The following is a 16,833-nucleotide window of genomic DNA, read 5'->3' as shown; positions in this document are numbered from 1 at the left end:
CCGCTCCGACCGCTCCGGCGGCCCGCGCGGCGGCTTCCGCGGGAGCCGCCCGTACGGCGAGCACGGCGGCGGCCCGCGCCGCGGCCGCTGACGGCGGGCGGGCGCCGGCCGCCCCCTGACGGACACGCACCACCGGAGAGCCCGGCAGGTCCCCGAGGACCGGCCGGGCTCTCCGCGTTCCGCCGGATCCCCCGCTCCGGTGTCCGGGGTCCTCCAGGCGCCCGCGAGCCGCGCCCGGCCTCCCCGGGCTCCGGTGGTTCCGTTCCGGCTCCGGCGAATCCGCTGGTTGAACCGGTTAGGCGGCAGGTGGCGGGCATCCCGTGCGATCGCCGGGGCGGGCCGCGGAGCCCGCCGCGGGACCGGCCGCCGGGGTCCCGGCCGTGCCCCGGCTCCGCGCTCGCCCGGAATCCGGTCGGGGAGACGGTGAGTGGGAGCGGTACCACGGAGAGTGCGGCGCGCCGTACGTATCGAACATGTCACGGCCATTGACGGTGAGGTTACGGGGAATCTACGTTCGCCTTACTTATCCGGTTCAGTGCAGCCGGTCGAGTGACGCGGGAGGCCGGCCCGCCTGCCGCGCCGCTCGGCCGCGCGATGCCGGCACCGGGTGGCCCAGGTGCGGGACCCGTGTGTCCCGCATGTGTGGGAGCGCTCCCAGGTTCGGGGGGCAGCCGCCCTCCGGACCTCTCATCGGGGACTGTGACGACGTTCGTACCTCCGCCGCGGCGGGGGAAGGAGAGACACGATGCGAAACCGGGTGCGGATCATGGTCCCGCTCCTGGCGGCGGGCCTGGCCGCCGCCGCGTGCTCGACCGGGGGGTCCACGCCGGCCACCCAGGGTTCCCAGGCGGCGAGCGCGCCGGCCACCGACGGCGGGGCGCTGCCCCGCAACGAGACGCTCTACACCAGCGGCACCCAGTGGGGGCCGCCGGCCAACTTCAACCCGCTGCGCGAGTGGGACTACGCGACCGGCACCGAGGGGCTGGTCTACGAGCACCTGTTCCACTTCGACGGCAACGCCGGCAAGCTGGTCCCCTGGCTGGCCGAGAGCGGCGCCTGGGTCGACGACACGACCTACGAGCTCAAGCTCCGCCAGGGCGTCACCTGGTCGGACGGCAAGCCGTTCACCGCCAAGGACGTCGTCTTCACCTTCGAGCTCGGCAAGATGGAGACGGTCCCGTACCACAACATCTGGGAGTGGCTGAAGAGCGCCGAGGCGGTCGACGACCGCACCGCGCGCTTCACCTTCTCCAAGGCCAACTACCAGGAGTGGGACTACCAGCTCTACAGCCGGGCGATCGTCCCGCAGCACCTCTGGGAGGGCCGCTCCGAGGAGGAGGTGCTGGACGGCGAGAACGAGAACCCGGTCGGCACCGGCGCCTACGTCTACAAGAGCCACGACCAGGACCGCGTCGTCTGGCAGCGCCGCGACGACTGGTGGGGCAAGACCGCGCTCAAGATGGAGCCCAAGCCCAAGTACATCGTCGACATCGTCAACTCCAGCAACGAGGTGGCGATGGGCCTGCTGCTGCAGAAGGGCATGGACCTCAGCAACAACTTCCTGCCCGGCGCGGCCAACCTGGTCAAGGGCAACTTCGGGATCAGCACCTACTATCCCGAGCCGCCGTACATGCTCTCGGCCAACACCGCCTTCCTGGTGCTGAACACCACCAAGAAGCCGATGGACGACCCGGCCTTCCGCAAGGCCCTGGCCCACTCGATCGACCTCAAGAAGATCGTCGAGGGCGTCTACGGCAACCTGGTCAAGCCGGCCAGCCCGACCGGCCTGCTGCCCCAGTGGGAGCAGTACATCGACCAGCAGGTCGTCAGCGAGAAGGGCTTCACCTTCGACGTCGCCAAGGCCAAGAAGCTGCTGGCGGACGCCGGCTACAAGGACACCGACGGCGACGGCTTCGTGGAGAACAAGGACGGCTCGAAGATCGAGCTGGACATCATCGTGCCGTCCGGCTGGACCGACTGGATGGAGTCGATCCGGGTCATCGCGGCCGGCGCCAAGGAGGCCGGGATCAACATGACCCCCGACTTCCCGGACTTCAACGCCCTGGTCGACAAGCGCGGCAAGGGCGACTTCGACCTGCTGATCAACAACGAGCGGCAGCTGTCGAACACCCCGTGGACGTACTACGACTACATGTTCCAGCTCCCGGTCCGCAAGACGCAGAACACCGTCAACTTCGGCCGGTACGAGAACAAGAAGGTCTGGGAGCTGGTCCAGCAGCTCGACCAGGTCAAGACCGACGACGCCGAGGGCATGAAGAAGGTCATCTCCGAGATCCAGAAGATCCACCTGGACGAGCTGCCCATCATCCCGCTCTGGTACAACGGCCTGTGGTCCCAGGTCAGCAACGCGGCCTGGACGAACTGGCCGTCCTCGGCGGACGGCACGCCCAAGACTCCGCCCACGATGTGGCGCAACTGGATGGAGCTGGGCGGCTTCGAGACGCTCACCCAGATCAAGCCGGCTTCCTGACCGCATGACCGCGGCCCCGCCGCCCTCCCCGCGGGAGGGCGGCGGGGCCCCTTCCCGGGAGAGCTTCTCGTGCGTCGATACTTCGGCAGGAAACTGCTGGTCTACGGGCTGACGTTCTTCGTCGCCGTCACGGTCAACTGGATGATCCCGCGGTTCATGCCCGGTGACCCCGTCTCCAGCATGATCGCCAGGGCGGGGGCGAGCAACCCCGGGGCCGTGGAGACCATGAAGGCCTACTACAACGGTCTGTTCGGCTTCGACCAGCCGCTGTGGAAGCAGTATCTGAACTTCTGGACCTCGATGTTCCAGGGCGACTTCGGGATCAGCATCTGGGCCTTCCCCGCCCCGGTCGGCGAGGTCATCCTGAACGCGGTGCCGTACACCCTGGGGCTGATGATCCCCTCGGTGCTGCTGAGCTGGGTCATCGGCAACTGGGCCGGCGCCTTCGCCGCGCGGCGGAAGCTGCTGGACAACACGGTGCTGCCGGTCGGCTACATCCTGACCGCCATGCCGTACATGTGGCTGGCGGTGCTGCTGGCCTGGTCGCTGGGGGTCGTCGCGGGCGTCTTCCCGGTCGCCGGCGGCTACAGCTTCTCGCTCCAGCCCAGCTTCTCGGCCGACTTCCTGCTCGACCTGCTCCACCACTGGGCGCTGCCGTTCGCCTCGCTGTTCCTCGTCGCGCTCGGCGGGTGGGCGATCGGCATGCGCAACATGATCATCTACGAGCTGGAGTCGGACTACTCCAACTACCTGGCCGCGCTCGGGGCGCCGCAGCGGCTGATCCGCCGCTACGCCTTCCGCAACGCGGTGCTGCCGCAGATCACCGGCCTGGCCCTGCAGCTCGGCGTGCTGGTGGCGGGCGCCCTGGTCACCGAGATCGTCTTCTCGTACCCGGGGCTGGGCAGCCTCATCCTCAAGGCCATCCAGAACCAGGACTTCTTCCTGCTCCAGGGCACGTTCATGTTCATCGTCCTCGGCGTGCTGATCGCCAACTTCATCATCGACATCGTCTACGTCGTGGTCGACCCGCGCACGCGGGCGGGAATGGCGGGTGCGCAGGCATGACGGCCCTCACCGAGACCTCCGTCCGCGAGGCCGCGCCCGGCGGCGGGGTGCGCCGCGAGGCCCTGTACTTCGCGGTCCGCAACGGCAAGCTGGTGGCCGGCTTCGGCATCGTCGCCGTCCTGCTGCTGCTCGGCCTGGCGGGGCCGCTCGTGCTGGACCTGGCCGAGCCGGGCGCCTACGGCACGCGGCCCATGGCGCCGCCCTCGGCCGAGCACTGGTTCGGCACCACGACGTTCGGCCAGGACGTCTTCGCGCAGTTCGTGTACGGCCTGCGCACCACCTTCGCGGTGGGCGCGCTCGGCGGCGGCATCGCGGCGGTCATCGCGATGCTGGTCGGCTTCACCGCCGGCTACCGGGGCGGCCTGGTCGACGAGGTCCTCACCATGCTCACCAACATCGTCCTCGTCATCCCGACGCTGGCCGTCCTGCTGATCATCAACGCCTACCTGGGCATCCGCAGCGTCGCCGTCCAGGGACTGTTCATCGGGCTCACCTCCTGGCCGTGGGCGGCGCGGGCGATCCGGGCGCAGACGTTCTCACTGCGCACCCGCGACTTCGTGGCCCTGGCCAGGCTCAGCGGCGCGAGCACCCCGAAGATCATCTTCCGGGAGGTCGCGCCGAACATGAGCTCCTACCTGTTCATGACGTTCATCCTGCTGTTCGGCGGCTCGATCCTGATCGCCTCCTCGCTCGACTTCATCGGGCTCGGCCCCACCGAGGGCATCTCGCTGGGGCTGATGCTGCAGAACGCCAACCAGTGGAGCGCGATGCAGCTCGGCCTGTGGTGGTGGTTCCTGCCCCCGGGCGCCGGGATCACCGCGATCGTCGGAGCCCTGTACGTGGCCAACGTCGGCCTCGACGAGGTCTTCAACCCGAAACTGAGGGAGACATGAGTCTGCGGGTCAGCGATCTGAGGGTCTACTACCGGACCCTCAAGGGCGACGTGAAGGCGCTCGACGGCGTCTCCTTCACGATGGACGACGGGGAGATCCTCGGCCTGGCCGGCGAGTCGGGCTGCGGCAAGACCACGCTGGGCAAGAGCCTCATCCGCATGGACGGGCGCATGCGGCACATGGGGGGCACGGTCGAGCTCGACGGGCGGGAGCTGCCCGTCGCCGACGACCGGCGGATGAACGACTTCCGCTTCCGCGAGGTCTCCCTCATCCCGCAGTACTCGATGAGCGCCATGAACCCGACCCGCAAGATCGGGAAGATGGTGGCCGAGCTGCTGCGCTCCCGGGGGGCCACCCTGGACCGGGGAGAGCTGGAGACCCGCCTGGAGCTGGTCGAGCTCTCGCCGGAGGTGCTGGACCGCTACCCCCTGGAGCTGTCCGGCGGCATGAAGCAGCGCATGGTCATGGTCATCTCCACGCTGCTCGACCCGTCGCTGCTCATCGCCGACGAGGTCACCTCCGCGCTCGACGTGTCCACGCAGAAGGCGGTCGCCAGGGCGCTGCTCGGCTTCCGCGACGCGGGGTTCGTCAAGAGCATGATCTTCGTCACCCACGACCTCGCGCTCACCTCCCACATCGCGGACACCATCATGGTCATGTACGCGGGGAAGCTGGCCGAGAAGGCGCCCGCCAGGACGATCGTCACGGCGCCGCGCCACCCCTACACCAAGCTGCTGATCAACTCGCTGCCCGAGGTCGGCGTGCGCCACGCCGACAAGAAGCTGGCCGGCATCGCCGGCAGCCCGCCCTCGCTGCTCGACCCGCCCGCCGGCTGCCGGTTCCGGGCCCGCTGCCCGCTCGCCGGGGACGAGTGCGGGCAGGAGCCGCCGGTGACCGAGGTCGAGCCCGGTCACTTCGTCGCGTGCTGGAAGGCATGATGCTGCAACTCGACAACGTCACGAAGGTCTACAAGGTGGGCGCCTTCGGCGGGAAGACCTTCACGGCCGTGGACGGCGTGAGCTTCGACGTGCGCTCCGGCGAGGTCGTCTCCCTCATCGGGGAGAGCGGCAGCGGCAAGAGCACGATCGGCAGGATGATCCTCGGCCTGACCCCGGTCACCGGCGGATCGATCACCGTCGACGGCGTGCCCGTCAGGGCCGGCAAGGAGTACTACCGGCACGTCCAGGGCGTCTTCCAGGACCCCTTCAGCTGCTACAACCCGGTCTTCAAGGCCGACCGGGTCTTCCAGCTGATCAAGGAGTCCTACTACCCGGAGGTCTCCCGGGCCGACTGGGACGAGCGGGTGCGCGCGGCGGTCCGGGACGTGCGGCTCGACCCCGGCCAGGTCCTCGGCAGGTACCCGCACCAGCTCAGCGGCGGCCAGCTGCAGCGCCTGCTCATCGCCCGGGCGCTGCTGCTGGAGCTCAAGCTGCTGGTCGCCGACGAGATCACCAGCATGCTCGACGCCTCCACCCGCATCGACGTCCTCAACCTGCTGGCCGAGCTCAAGGAGCGCGGCCTCGGCGTGCTGTACGTCACCCACGACCTGTCGCTCGGCACCTACCTGGCCGAGCGCACCGTCGTGCTGCGGCACGGCACGGTGGTGGAGATGGGCCTGACGGAGAAGGTCTTCGGCGACCCGCTGCACCCCTACACCCGGCAGCTGCTGGCCGCCGTGCCCCGGCTGCACGCCCCGTGGGAGGACGCCGGGCCCGCAACCGACTGCCGCTACCACGCCGGCGGGGCGTCCGGCGGGCTCTTCGAGGCGGAGCCCGGCCACTTCACGGCCTGCGCCGGCCTCGCGGACTGCCCCCGATGACGCTCCGGGCGACGCCCCCGCGCGGCCCGGGCACCTCGCGCGGCCTGTGTGCCCTGCGAGCCCCGGGCGCCGTACGCGGCCCGCGCGCCCTGCGGGCGCCGAGCACCCTGCGCGGCCCGCGCGTCCTGCGAGCCCCGAGCGACCGTTAAGGAGATCCACTTGAGTTCGTACCGTCCGCTGCACGACGGCTGGACCCTCACGGCCGTCTCGCGCGGCGCCGAGCTCGCGGGCGTGCCCGCGAGCGTGCCCGGCTGCGTGCACACCGACCTGCTCGCCGCCGGGCTCATCCCCGACCCCTACCTGGACGACAACGAGACCCGCCTGTCCTGGATCGGCCGGACCGACTGGGTCTACGAGACCGTCTTCGACTGGAGCGACGACGGCCACGCCCGGACCGACCTGGTCTGCGAGGGGCTCGACACCGTCGCCACGGTCATCCTCAACGGCGTGCGGGTCGCCACCACCGCCAACCAGCACCGCTCCTACCGCTTCGCCGTACGGCACCTGCTCCGCGCGGGCGCCAACACGCTGACCGTGCGCTTCGACTCGGCCTACGCCTACGCCGAGGCGCAGCGGGCCGCGCTCGGCGAGCGGCCGGGAGCCTACGCCGAGCCGTACCCGTTCATCAGGAAGATGGCCTGCAACTTCGGCTGGGACTGGGGGCCGACGCTGGTCACCGCCGGCATCTGGCGGCCGATCGGGCTGGAGTCCTGGAGCGGCGCCCGGCTGGCCGAGGTGCGCCCGCTGGTGACCGTGGAGGGAGGCGACGGCGGTCCGACGGGGCGCGTGGCCGTGCACGTGCGGGTCGAGCGGGAGACCGAGGAGCCGCTCACGCTCACCGCCGAGGTCGCCGGCGTCACCGCCCGGGCGGAGCTCGCACCGGGCGAGCGGGAGGCGGTGCTGGAACTGGCCGTGCCGGAACCCGAGCTGTGGTGGCCGCGCGGGTACGGTGCCCAGCCCCGGTACGACCTGCTGGTACGGCTGGGCGACGGCGGTGCGGACGGCGGCGGACCGGGCGGGGGCCCGACCGGTGCGGACGGCGGCCCGGCCGGCCGGTGCTGGCGCGGCAGGATCGGGTTCCGCACGGTCGAGCTGGACCGCACCGGCGGCGCCTTCACCGTGAAGGTCAACGGCGTGCCGGTCTTCGTCCGCGGCGTCAACTGGATCCCGGACGACTGCTTCCCCTCCCGGATCACCCGGGACCGGCTGGCCGCCCGGTTCGGCCAGGCCGCCGGGGCGGGCGTCAACCTGCTGCGGGTCTGGGGCGGGGGCCTGTACGAGAGCGAGGACTTCTACGACCTGGCCGACGAGCTGGGCCTGCTGGTCTGGCAGGACTTCCCGTTCGCGTGCGCCGCCTACCCCGAGGAGGAGCCGATCCGCTCCGAGGTGGAGGTCGAGGCCCGCCAGCACGTGGCCCGGCTGGCGCACCGCCCCAGCCTGGTGCTGTGGTGCGGCAACAACGAGAACATCGAGGGCCACGCCGACTGGGGCTGGCAGCGGGACCTGGCCGGGCGGAGCTGGGGGGCGGGCTTCTACTACGACCTGCTCCCCGCGGTCGTCGCCGAGCTGGACCCGACCCGCCCCTACTGGCCGGGTAGCCCGTACTCCGGCGCGCCCGACCTGCCGCCCAACGATCCGGCGCGCGGCACGGTCCACATCTGGGACGTGTGGAACCGCGAGGACTACGGCCGCTACGCGGCCTACACCCCCCGCTTCGTGGCCGAGTTCGGCTTCCAGGGGCCGCCGGCGTACGCGACGCTGCGCCGCGCCGTCAGCGGCGAGCTGGCCGCCGACGCGCCCCTGGTGCTCCACCACCAGAAGGCGATCGACGGCGCCGCCAAACTGCTGCGCGGGCTGGGCGGGCACCTGCCGCAGCCGGAGGGCTTCGACGACTGGCACTACCTGACCCAGCTCAACCAGGCCCGCGCCATGGCCTTCGGCGTCGAACGCTTCCGGGCGCTGGCCCCGTACTGCGCGGGCACGATCGTCTGGCAGCTCAACGACTGCTGGCCGGTCGTCTCCTGGGCCGCGGTCGACGGCGACGGCCGGCGCAAGCCGCTGTGGTACGCCCTGCGCCGGGCCTACGCCGACCGGCTGCTCACCGTGCAGGACGGCGAGCTGGCGGTGGTCAACGACACCGCCGAGCCGTGGCGGGGCGAGCTGGAGCTGGTACGGCACGGCCTGGACGGCGAGCCGCTGGCGAAGGAGGCCGCCCGGATCGAGGCCGGACCGCGCTCGGTGGTGCGGGTGCCGATCCCGCAGTCGGTGGGCGTGCCCGGCGACCCGGCGCGGGAACTGCTGGCGGCCCGGCTGGACGGGGTCCGCGCGCTGTCCTTCTTCGCCGAGGACACGCGGGTGGCCTTCCCCGAGGCGGACTACGAGGCCCGCGCCGAGCCGGTCGGGGACGGGTACCGGGTGACGGTGACCGCGCGCACACTCGTGCGCGAGCTGGCCCTCTTCCCGGACCGGCTGGACCCGGACGCCGCGGTCGACGACCTGCTGGTGACGCTGCTGCCGGGGGAGAGCGCGGTCTTCCACGTCGCCACCGGGCGGGAGCTCGACGCCGGGCGGCTGCTGACCGCCCCGGTCCTGCGCTGCGTCAACGAGGCGCGCCCCCGGTGACCGGACCCGGGCGGACGGGGCCCGGCGGGCCACCGGCGGGGCGTGCCCGCGTCCGGCAGATGGACGCGGGCACGCCCACGGCGGCGGGGCCGTTAGGCTGGGGGCGCACATCCGACGACGCCGAGAGAGACCATGAAGACCTTCGAAGAGCTGTTCGCCGAGCTGTCCGACAAGGCGCGCACCCGTCCCGAGGGATCGGGGACCGTGGCCGCGCTGGACGCCGGGGTCCACGCCATCGGCAAGAAGGTCGTGGAGGAGGCCGCGGAGAGCTGGATGGCGGCCGAGCACGAGTCGAACGAGCGGGCCGCCGAGGAGATCTCCCAGCTCCTCTACCACGTCCAGGTCCTCATGATCGCCAAGGGGATCGGGCTGGACGAGGTCTACAAGCATCTGTGAGCCGGTGCGCCCGGCTCCCGTGCCCGTGAAGACCTCCCGTCCGGACAAGGAATCCTCCCGCCATGCTGCGTCTCGCCGTCCCCAACAAGGGCGCCCTCGCCGAAGGTGCCCAGACCGTCCTCAAGGAGGCCGGATACCGCGTCCGCAAGGACAGCAAGGAGCTCGTGGTCATCGACCCCGACAACTCCTGCGAGCTGTTCTTCCTGCGGCCCAAGGACATCGCCGTCTACGTCGGCGAGGGCACGCTGGACGCCGGGATCACCGGCCGCGACATGCTCCAGGACTCCGGGGCCCGGGTCGAGGAGATCCTCCCGCTCGGCTTCGGCCGCTCCACCTTCCGCTTCGCGGCCGACCCGGGGGTGTTCTCCTCCGTCGCCGACCTGAAGGGCAAGCGCATCGCCACGGCCTACGCCGGCCTGCTGGAGGGCTACCTCGCCGAGCAGGGCGTCGAGGCCCGGGTGATCAAGCTGGACGGCGCGGTCGAGACCGCCATCCGGCTGGGCGTGGCCGACGCCGTCGCCGACGTGGTGGAGACCGGCACCACGCTGCGCAACATCGGGCTGGAGGTGTTCGGCGAGCCGATCGCCCGCTCCGAGGCCGTGCTGATCCAGCGGACGGACGCGGTGGAGAGCCCGGCCCTGCGGCAGCTGGTGCGGCGCCTGCAGGGCGTGCTGGTGGCGCGCGACTACGTGATGATGGACTACGACATCCGCGTCGAGCGGATCGAGGAGGCCATCGCGCTCACCCCCGGCATGGAGGGCCCCACGGTCTCCCCGCTGCACCGGGAGGGCTGGGTCGCGGTGCGGGCGATGGTGCCCCGCACGGGGCACCAGCAGGTGATGGACCAGCTCTGGGAGCTCGGCGCGAAGGCCATCCTGGTCACCGCCATCTACGCCTGCCGTCTCTGAGGGCGCGGGCTCCACCCTTTCTCCGGGGTTCCCCGGGTCCGCCCGGTCCCGCGCCGGGACGCCGCTTCCCCGGGACCGCCCGCCCGGTCCCGCGCCCGCCGGGCCGGGACGCCCGCCGGGCCGCAGGGCCGGGACAGCGGGCCGGGCCGGCGGTCAGGACGCGGCCGGCCGGGCGGCGAGCGCGGCGGCCTCCTCCTCCTCGACCTGCCGGTTCCACTCGCGCTTGGACGACTGCCAGCCGTCCTCGTCGCGGCCGATGCGCCAGTAGCCCGAGATGGACAGCGCCGAGAGCGGGATCCCGCGCTCGGTCCGCAGGTGGCGGCGGAGCTCCCGGACGAAGCCCGCCTCGCCGTGCACGAAGGCGTGCACGTCGCCCGCGGGGAAGTCCAGCGCGCGGACGGCGGCGACCAGGCGCTCGCCGATCGGCGCGTCGCCCCGGTGCAGCCAGGTGAGCCTCACGTCGCCGGGGGAGTCCAGCGGCTGCTCCTCCTGCGGCCCGGAGACCTCCACGAACACGTGGGCGGGGGCGGCGGCGGGCAGGCGCTCCAGGGACGCGGCGATGGCGGGCAGCGCGCTCTCGTCGCCCGCCAGCAGGTGCCAGGCGGCCTCGGCGGAGGGCGCGTAGCCCCCGCCGGGACCGAGGAACCAGATCTCCTCGCCGGGCCGGACCCGGGCCGCCCACGGCCCGGCCAGGCCGCTGTCGCCGTGGTGGACGAAGTCCAGCGTGAGCTCGCACGCCTCCGGGTCCCAGGCGCGGACCGTGTAGGTCCGCGTGGTGGGCCACTGCTCGCGGGGCAGGTCGCGGCGGACCGCCTCCAGGTCGAACGGCTGCGGATAGGTCACCCCCGGGGGAGCGAACAGCAGCTTCACGTAGTGGTCGGTGAACTCGCCGACGGGCAGGCCGCGCAGACCCTCGCCCCCGAGCACCACCCGGACCATGTGCGGGGTGAGCCGCCGGGTGCGCACCACCTCGCCGCGCCTCGCCCTGCGGACGGGCCTGCCCTCTGCCATGCGCACTCCCTCTGAGATCAACTTAGGTATGCCTAAGTTCTAGCATACGCTCCGTGCGGACTCCGCCACCACGGGGCGGCCCGGCGTCCCGGGAGCCCGCTCAGGGGGCGGGCCAGCCGAGGGGGTGGCCGGCGCCCGCGGGCGGCTCGCCGCCGGCCCGGCTGAAGGCGGCCATCGCCGAGACCAGGGCGCGGCGCTGTCCGGGCGACATCCGCGCGACGATCGCCGCGATCTCCTCGCGGCGGCGCGCCGTGACCTCGTCGACGATGCGCAGCCCCGCCGGGGTGAGCCGGATCAGGTTCTCCCGCCGGTCGTGCGGGTTGGCCGCGCGGACGACGAGGCGCGCGGCGGCCAGCCGGTCGGCCATCCGCGTCGCGGTCGAGGGGTTGACGCCGAGCCGCTCGGCCAGCGTGACGAGCTTGGTCTCCCCGTGCGTGGCGAGGACGACGAGCATGCGGAACTGCGGCAGCGTGACCCTGTCCTCGACCGCGCCGAGGGACTGCGCGGCGATGGCGACCAGCAGCCGCGAACCCGTCAGGACCGCCGAGGTGACGGCGGAGAGGTCCTCTCCGCCGGGGCGGTCCGTCTGCTGCTCCGTCACAAGCACCGTTCCTACCCGGTCCGTCCCGCGCATGGACCGCCGTGCCAGGGGAAGAGGGGGCGTGGTCCGGCGCGGGGTGCCGGGACCCGGTACGGCGGGCGACGCCGTACCGGGTCCCGGCACCCCGGGCGCCGCCGGGCGGTCAGGCCGTCTGGTGGGGGAACCGGTCGGCGAAGGCCGGGCGCAGGTCGGTCAGCCACAGGGCCCGCTCGTCGTACTCGGCGAAGAACGGGCGGCCCACCAGCCCGGGGTCGCGCGCCTGGATGAAGTGGAGCACGAAGACCTTCCGGCCGCCGATCTCGGCCACCCCGTCGACGCAGACCTTGCCGGGCGTGGCCGACATCGACGGGCCGCGCACCGTGCGGCAGAGCCCGGAGACCGCGGCGTAGGCGTCACGGAAGACCTCGTGGGCGCGGGCCAGCGGGACCGCGAAGTAGTCGCGCGGGCCGGTGTCGCGCTCGACGAACATGTAGTACGGCACCATGCCCAGCGCCAGCTGGCCGCGCCACATCCGCGCCCAGGTCTGCGGGGCGTCGTTGATGCCGCGGATCAGCGGGGCCTGGGTGCGGATCACCGCGCCGGTGGAGGCGATGCGCGCCGCGGCGTCGCGGACGAGGGCCGGCTCCATCTCCCGGGGATGGGTGAAGTGCGCCATGAACGCGAGGTTCTTGCCGGCCGCGGTGACCTGCTCGAACAGGCGCAGCGTGGCGTCGGCGTCGGGGTCGGTGACGAAGCGCTGCGGCCAGTAGGCCAGGGACTTGCTGCCGATCCGGACGGACTCGAGCTGCTCCAGCTCCAGCAGGGGTTCCAGGTAGCGGCGGAGCACCGGCTCCCCCATGATCATGGGGTCGCCGCCGGTGAGCAGCACGCTGGTCACCTCGGGGTGGGCGCGCAGGTAGGCCACGAGGGCGGCCGCGTCGTCGGAGGCGAACTTCAGGTCGGGCTCACCGATGAACTGGGCCCAGCGGAAGCAGTAGGTGCAGTAGGCGTGGCAGGTCTGCCCCTGCTTGGGGAAGAACAGCACCGTCTCGGGATATTTGTGCTGGATGCCGGGGATCGGAGCGCCGTCCACCCGGGGGACGTTGAGCTCCAGCTGCCCGGCCGGGTGCGGGTTGAGCCGCCTCCGCACGGCGCCGGCGGCGGCCTGGAGCTCGGCCTTCGGCGCGTCGCGCGCGATGAGGTCCGACAGGCGGGCGACGTCGTCGGCAGGCAGCATGTCGGGCTGGGGGAAGACCAGGCGGTAGATCGGGTCGTCCGGCGCGGCGGACCAGTCGATCAGGTGCTCCACCACGTACTCGTTGGTGCGGAACGGCAGCACGGTGGCCACCGCCCGCGCCGCCAGGCGCTCCGCGGGGCCGAGCCCGGCCCGCGCGGTCAGCTCGTCCAGGTGCTTGCCGGTGTAGGCGCGGAAACGGCGGCTGGTCTCCGCGGTCCGGATGGTGTCGGTGAGCAGGGTCACGAAGGGCCTCTCCTTGGCGTCCGGCCGGTGGGGCCAGGCGGGGGAGATGGACGGGCCGGCCCAGGGTGGCTTGTGGCCTGCCTGTTCCGGATGACCGGCCGACCCCATCTCTCTTGCATTGTGCAAGGATTGTGGGGGTCGGCCGCTGGCTCTGCAAGGTTTGGCGGGAAACTCCCAGCGTGCGTACACCTTTCCGCCGGGCGCCGGCGGGCACCTTTGAATCTACAACGTAAAGGCGCTGGGCCGGGCGGACCGAACCGCCGGACCGGGACTCAGGCGGAGCCGCCGGGGGAGGGGTCCGAAAGGTACGCCCGGGGGCTGGCCCCGTACACCCGCTTGAATGCGGTGCTCAGCGCGAAGGGGCTGGCGTAGCCGACCCTCCCGGCCACCGCCTCCACCGTGCTGCCGGGCTCGCGCAGCAGGTCGGCGGCCAGGGCCAGGCGCCGGTGCGTGAGGTAGGTCATGGGCGGCTCGCCCACCAGCTCGGTGAAGCGGCGCGCCAGGGCCGCGCGGGAGGCGCCCGAGCGGGCGGCCAGTGAGGCCACCGTCCAGGGATGGGCGGGGTTGTCGTGGAGCAGCCGCAGCGCGGGGCCCACCACGGGGTCGCGCTGCGCCCGGTACCAGCCGGGGGGTTCGGCGCCGGGGCGGGCGAACCAGGCCCGCAGGACCGACACGAGCAGCAGGTCGAGCAGGCGGTCGAGCACGACCTCCTGGCCCGGCGCGTCCTTGGTGATCTCCTCGCGGAGCAGCGGGACCAGCGGGGAGTCCAGATCGCCGGAGGACAGGACCAGCAGCGGGGGCAGCGCCGCGAGCAGGCCCCGGTCGATCTCCCCCGGCGACCGGTAGGAGCCGGTGACCAGCACCGCCGGACCGTCGGGGCTCCGGCCCCAGGTGCGCACGCCCAGGTCCAGCGCTTCGCAGAGATCCTCGCCCGCCGGGGTCGTGGCGCATCCGCCCGGCTGCACGACGGCCTGCGGCGGGGTGGCGGGGTCGTCGGCGACCGTGTAGGGGGCGGGGCCGCGCACCACGGCCACGTCGCCGTCGCCGAGCCGTATCGCGCCGGTCCCGGCGGTGGCCGCGGAGGTCCGGGGGGCGGTGGTGCCGGGTACGGCGGTGGCCGCGGAGGCTCCGGAGGTGGTGGAGGCCGCGCCGGTCCCGGGGGCGCCGCGGTCGGGGACGATCCACGCGCTGCCGCGCACCACGGCGACCAGCGTGAGCGGCGCCCGGTCCTGGATCCGCAGGGACCAGGGCGGCTCCAGGATGCTGCGGATCAGGAACGCCCCCCGGGCCCGGGGCCCGTCCAGCAGGCCCGCGAACGCACTCATGCGGCCGATTGTAGACATCCGCGCATGGAGCGGAGATCATCGCGCATGGCCCGGCGGCCCCCGCCGCGATTGACTGGCCGCATGACCGACAGCACGCACCCCCTGGGCACCGTGGCGCTGGTCGCGGCCACGATCGCGACGGGCCTCATGGCGGGCCTCTTCTACGCCTACGCGGTCTCGGTGATGCCGGGGCTGGGCCGGTCCGGTGACCGGACCCTCGTCGAGGCGATGCAGCGGATCAACGTGGCGATCCTCAACGGGTGGTTCGCCGCGGCCTTCGCCGGGGCGGCGGTGCTGACCGCCGTTTCCGGGCTGCTCCACCTGGGCCGTCCCGAGCTGCCCTGGATCGCGGCGGCCTTCGTGGCGTACGGCGCGGTGCTGGCCGTGACGTTCGCGGTCAACCTCCCGCTCAACAACGCGCTCGACGCGGCGGGGGACCCGGGCCTGATCGCCGACCCCGCCGCGGTGCGGGAGGCGTTCGAGGCCCGCTGGGTCCGCTGGAACGCCGTCCGCGCGGTGGCGAACACCGTGGCCTTCGCCCTCCTGGTCCGGGCCCTGGCGCTCTAGCGGCGGCGGGGGCCGGGCGCGGCCCGTGCCCGGCGGCGGGCGGCCGTACCGTACCGTCCGCTCAACGAACGGCGAAATGTCGGTGAACATCGACGCGCGCGGCTTATGCCGCGGGCGGCGCGGGGCCATTCTCTGAACGTGCCGACCAACACGCACCCCCATCCGCAGGCTCCCGCGGCGCCGGGCGCGGTCCCGTTCGCGGGCCCCGTCCCCGGCACGGCGCCGGGTCCCGTCCCCGGCACGGTGCCGGCGGCCGCGCCGGGTGGCGTGCCGGGCGTCGCGCCGCAGACGGTCGCGCCCCGCCCGGCGGGCGGGGGGGCCGCCGGGCACCCGGCCGCCCACGGTCCCTACGCGGGGGGTGCCTCCTTCGAGCAGGACTCCTACGCGGGGGGTGCGCCCTTCCGGCATACCGCCGGACCCGCGGGCCCCGGCGAGCCCGCGGGCCCGGCGGACTCCGGAGGCCCCGGAGGCCCCGGAGGCCCCGGAGGCCCCGGAGGCAGGGTGGGCCTCGCACCGATCGTCGACCTCGACACCGGAGGCGTCATCGCGCTCCAGACGTTCGGGGACGACCTGGGGGAGGGTGGCTCGGGCCACGGGGACGTCGTCGCCCTGGCCAGGACCGTGCTCGCGGTGTCCCGGAAGGCCCCCGCGCTCCCGCTGGTCCTCAGCCTGCCCACCCGGGCGGTGGTCGGCGGTTCGGCGGTCCTGGCCCCGCTCCACGAGGCGCTGCGGGTCTGCGGGCGGCGCCCCCGCGAGATCATCCTGGTGCTCCGCGGCGGCTTCGCCGAGACCGACCGCCGGCCCCTGCTCGCCGGGCTGGAGGGGCTGCGCGCCATCGGCTACCTGATCGCGGTGGGTGACCTGGGCACCGCCCACCTCCCGCTGGACCTGCTGGCCGACGCCGCGCCGTACCTGGTGGTGCTCTCCGCCGGGCTGGTGGCGAACGCGGCGCGCGACCCGCGCCGGGCGGCGCTGGCCGGATCGCTGGCGGCCCTCGCCCGGAACGCGGGCGCGCACGTGCTGGCCCCCGGCGTGGAGGACGACGCCCAGCTCGCGGCGGTCCGCCGGTGGGGGGTGCGGCTGGCGTACGGCCCGCTGCTGGTCCCCGGCCCCTCCGGCCGGGTCCAGGTGCCGCTGCCCGTCGCCGAGCCGGAGCCGGCGAAGCTGCTGCTCGGCCCCCGGGTGCAGGAGTTCCTGCTGCCCGCGGTGACGCTCCCGGAGGAGGCCACCGCCGAGGAGGCGGTCGGGACCTTCAGCGGCGAGCCCTCGATCAGCAGCGTGATCCTGGTCGACGAGTACCAGCGGCCGAAGGCCAGCCTGGACCGGAGCCGCTTCCTGCTGGCCATCGCCAGCCGGTACGGCCACGCCCTGCACGGCAAGAAGCCCGCCGCCCGGCTGGCCGACCCGGTGCGCTCGGTGCCCAGGACCACCCCGGCGATCGCCGCCATGCAGGTCGCCGGGCGCGACGCCGAGCGCGTCTACGACGACCTGGTCGTCACCGACGAGGTGGGCCGGTGCATGGGCATCGTCCGCGTCGCGGACCTGATCCGGCAGGTGGCGGGCATGCAGCGGCAGTGAGCCCGCGCCGCCCGCCGTACCGGGCGGGCGGTCCCGGCGCGGCGGACGGCGCGGGAGCGGGCCCGCGGCTGCGGCGCGGGGGAGCGGGCCCGGGTAGG

Annotated in this window: 14 protein-coding genes; 10 read left to right on the top strand and 4 right to left on the bottom strand. The window is 73.4% G+C overall.

Annotated elements, in window-relative coordinates; genetic code table 11:
* Window positions 1-745: 745 nt before the first annotated feature.
* From ABD823_RS24125 to hisG, 8 genes are all read left to right on the top strand, one after another.
* Window positions 746-2,491 (top strand): ABC transporter substrate-binding protein, encoded by a 1,746-nt coding sequence (locus tag ABD823_RS24125; RefSeq protein ID WP_344863302.1) that lies wholly within the window; start codon window positions 746-748, stop codon window positions 2,489-2,491.
* A gap of 69 nt (window positions 2,492-2,560) precedes the next feature.
* Window positions 2,561-3,556: an ABC transporter permease gene (locus ABD823_RS24120; RefSeq protein ID WP_344863300.1), complete on the top strand. Its 996-nt coding sequence runs from the start codon at window positions 2,561-2,563 to the stop codon at window positions 3,554-3,556.
* Window positions 3,553-4,449, top strand: a complete 897-nt coding sequence (locus ABD823_RS24115) for an ABC transporter permease (protein ID WP_344863298.1) — start codon at window positions 3,553-3,555, stop codon at window positions 4,447-4,449. The genes ABD823_RS24120 and ABD823_RS24115 overlap by 4 nt, the downstream gene beginning before the upstream one ends.
* Window positions 4,446-5,387: an ABC transporter ATP-binding protein gene (locus tag ABD823_RS24110; RefSeq protein ID WP_344863296.1), complete on the top strand. Its 942-nt coding sequence runs from the start codon at window positions 4,446-4,448 to the stop codon at window positions 5,385-5,387. The genes ABD823_RS24115 and ABD823_RS24110 overlap by 4 nt, the downstream gene beginning before the upstream one ends.
* The gene (locus ABD823_RS24105; RefSeq protein WP_344863361.1) at window positions 5,387-6,268 is read left to right on the top strand and encodes an ABC transporter ATP-binding protein; all 882 of its coding nucleotides are present in this window, start codon (window positions 5,387-5,389) and stop codon (window positions 6,266-6,268) included. The genes ABD823_RS24110 and ABD823_RS24105 overlap by 1 nt, the downstream gene beginning before the upstream one ends.
* Window positions 6,269-6,427: 159 nt before the next feature.
* A complete protein-coding gene (locus tag ABD823_RS24100) occupies window positions 6,428-8,890 on the top strand; it encodes a glycoside hydrolase family 2 protein (RefSeq protein WP_344863294.1) in 2,463 nt (820 codons plus the stop codon).
* 132 nt (window positions 8,891-9,022) lie between these two features.
* Window positions 9,023-9,286: a phosphoribosyl-ATP diphosphatase gene (locus tag ABD823_RS24095; RefSeq protein WP_344863292.1), complete on the top strand. Its 264-nt coding sequence runs from the start codon at window positions 9,023-9,025 to the stop codon at window positions 9,284-9,286.
* A gap of 62 nt (window positions 9,287-9,348) precedes the next feature.
* Complete coding sequence (gene hisG, locus ABD823_RS24090) at window positions 9,349-10,194, top strand: ATP phosphoribosyltransferase (protein WP_344863290.1); 846 nt, start codon at window positions 9,349-9,351, stop codon at window positions 10,192-10,194.
* 153 nt (window positions 10,195-10,347) lie between these two features.
* Here hisG and ABD823_RS24085 read toward each other — a convergent pair whose 3' ends face one another.
* The 4 genes from ABD823_RS24085 to ABD823_RS24070 form a co-directional block, all read right to left on the bottom strand.
* A complete protein-coding gene (locus ABD823_RS24085; protein ID WP_344863288.1) occupies window positions 10,348-11,205 on the bottom strand; it encodes a siderophore-interacting protein in 858 nt (285 codons plus the stop codon).
* Between the two features lie 100 nt (window positions 11,206-11,305).
* Window positions 11,306-11,806 (bottom strand): MarR family winged helix-turn-helix transcriptional regulator, encoded by a 501-nt coding sequence (locus ABD823_RS24080; RefSeq protein ID WP_344863286.1) that lies wholly within the window; start codon window positions 11,804-11,806, stop codon window positions 11,306-11,308.
* 142 nt (window positions 11,807-11,948) lie between these two features.
* Entirely contained in the window at window positions 11,949-13,265 is a 1,317-nt protein-coding gene (locus ABD823_RS24075) for a KamA family radical SAM protein (RefSeq protein ID WP_344863284.1), read from the bottom strand.
* Window positions 13,266-13,537: 272 nt separating this feature from the next.
* Entirely contained in the window at window positions 13,538-14,590 is a 1,053-nt protein-coding gene (locus tag ABD823_RS24070) for an AraC family transcriptional regulator (RefSeq protein ID WP_344863282.1), read from the bottom strand.
* An 81-nt stretch (window positions 14,591-14,671) separates the two neighbouring features.
* Here ABD823_RS24070 and ABD823_RS24065 point away from each other — a divergent pair, with 81 nt between their 5' ends.
* Entirely contained in the window at window positions 14,672-15,157 is a 486-nt protein-coding gene (locus ABD823_RS24065; RefSeq protein WP_344863280.1) for an anthrone oxygenase family protein, read from the top strand.
* 501 nt (window positions 15,158-15,658) lie between these two features.
* On the top strand, window positions 15,659-16,735 hold the full coding sequence (locus ABD823_RS24060; protein WP_344863278.1) for an EAL domain-containing protein: 1,077 nt from the start codon (window positions 15,659-15,661) through the stop codon (window positions 16,733-16,735).
* The last annotated feature ends 98 nt before the right edge of the window (window positions 16,736-16,833 follow it).

The organism is Planomonospora alba (genome assembly GCF_039534085.1).
Classification (GTDB): Bacteria; Actinomycetota; Actinomycetes; order Streptosporangiales; family Streptosporangiaceae; genus Planomonospora_B; species Planomonospora_B alba.
Note: the sequence above shows the minus strand (reverse complement) of the source record. Positions and strands in the feature narration are given on the sequence as shown.

Bases quoted from the DNA above. Each gene is read 5' to 3' on its own strand.
- ABD823_RS24085 (WP_344863288.1), bottom strand. From the start codon at position 11,205: ATGGCAGAGGGCAGGCCCGTCCGCAGGGCGAGGCGCGGCGAGGTGGTG.
- ABD823_RS24105 (WP_344863361.1), top strand. From the start codon at position 5,387: ATGCTGCAACTCGACAACGTCACGAAGGTCTACAAGGTGGGCGCCTTC.
- ABD823_RS24115 (WP_344863298.1), top strand. From the start codon at position 3,553: ATGACGGCCCTCACCGAGACCTCCGTCCGCGAGGCCGCGCCCGGCGGC.
- ABD823_RS24110 (WP_344863296.1), top strand. From the start codon at position 4,446: ATGAGTCTGCGGGTCAGCGATCTGAGGGTCTACTACCGGACCCTCAAG.
- hisG (WP_344863290.1), top strand. From the start codon at position 9,349: ATGCTGCGTCTCGCCGTCCCCAACAAGGGCGCCCTCGCCGAAGGTGCC.
- ABD823_RS24070 (WP_344863282.1), bottom strand. From the start codon at position 14,590: ATGAGTGCGTTCGCGGGCCTGCTGGACGGGCCCCGGGCCCGGGGGGCG.
- ABD823_RS24065 (WP_344863280.1), top strand. From the start codon at position 14,672: ATGACCGACAGCACGCACCCCCTGGGCACCGTGGCGCTGGTCGCGGCC.
- ABD823_RS24095 (WP_344863292.1), top strand. From the start codon at position 9,023: ATGAAGACCTTCGAAGAGCTGTTCGCCGAGCTGTCCGACAAGGCGCGC.
- ABD823_RS24125 (WP_344863302.1), top strand. From the start codon at position 746: ATGCGAAACCGGGTGCGGATCATGGTCCCGCTCCTGGCGGCGGGCCTG.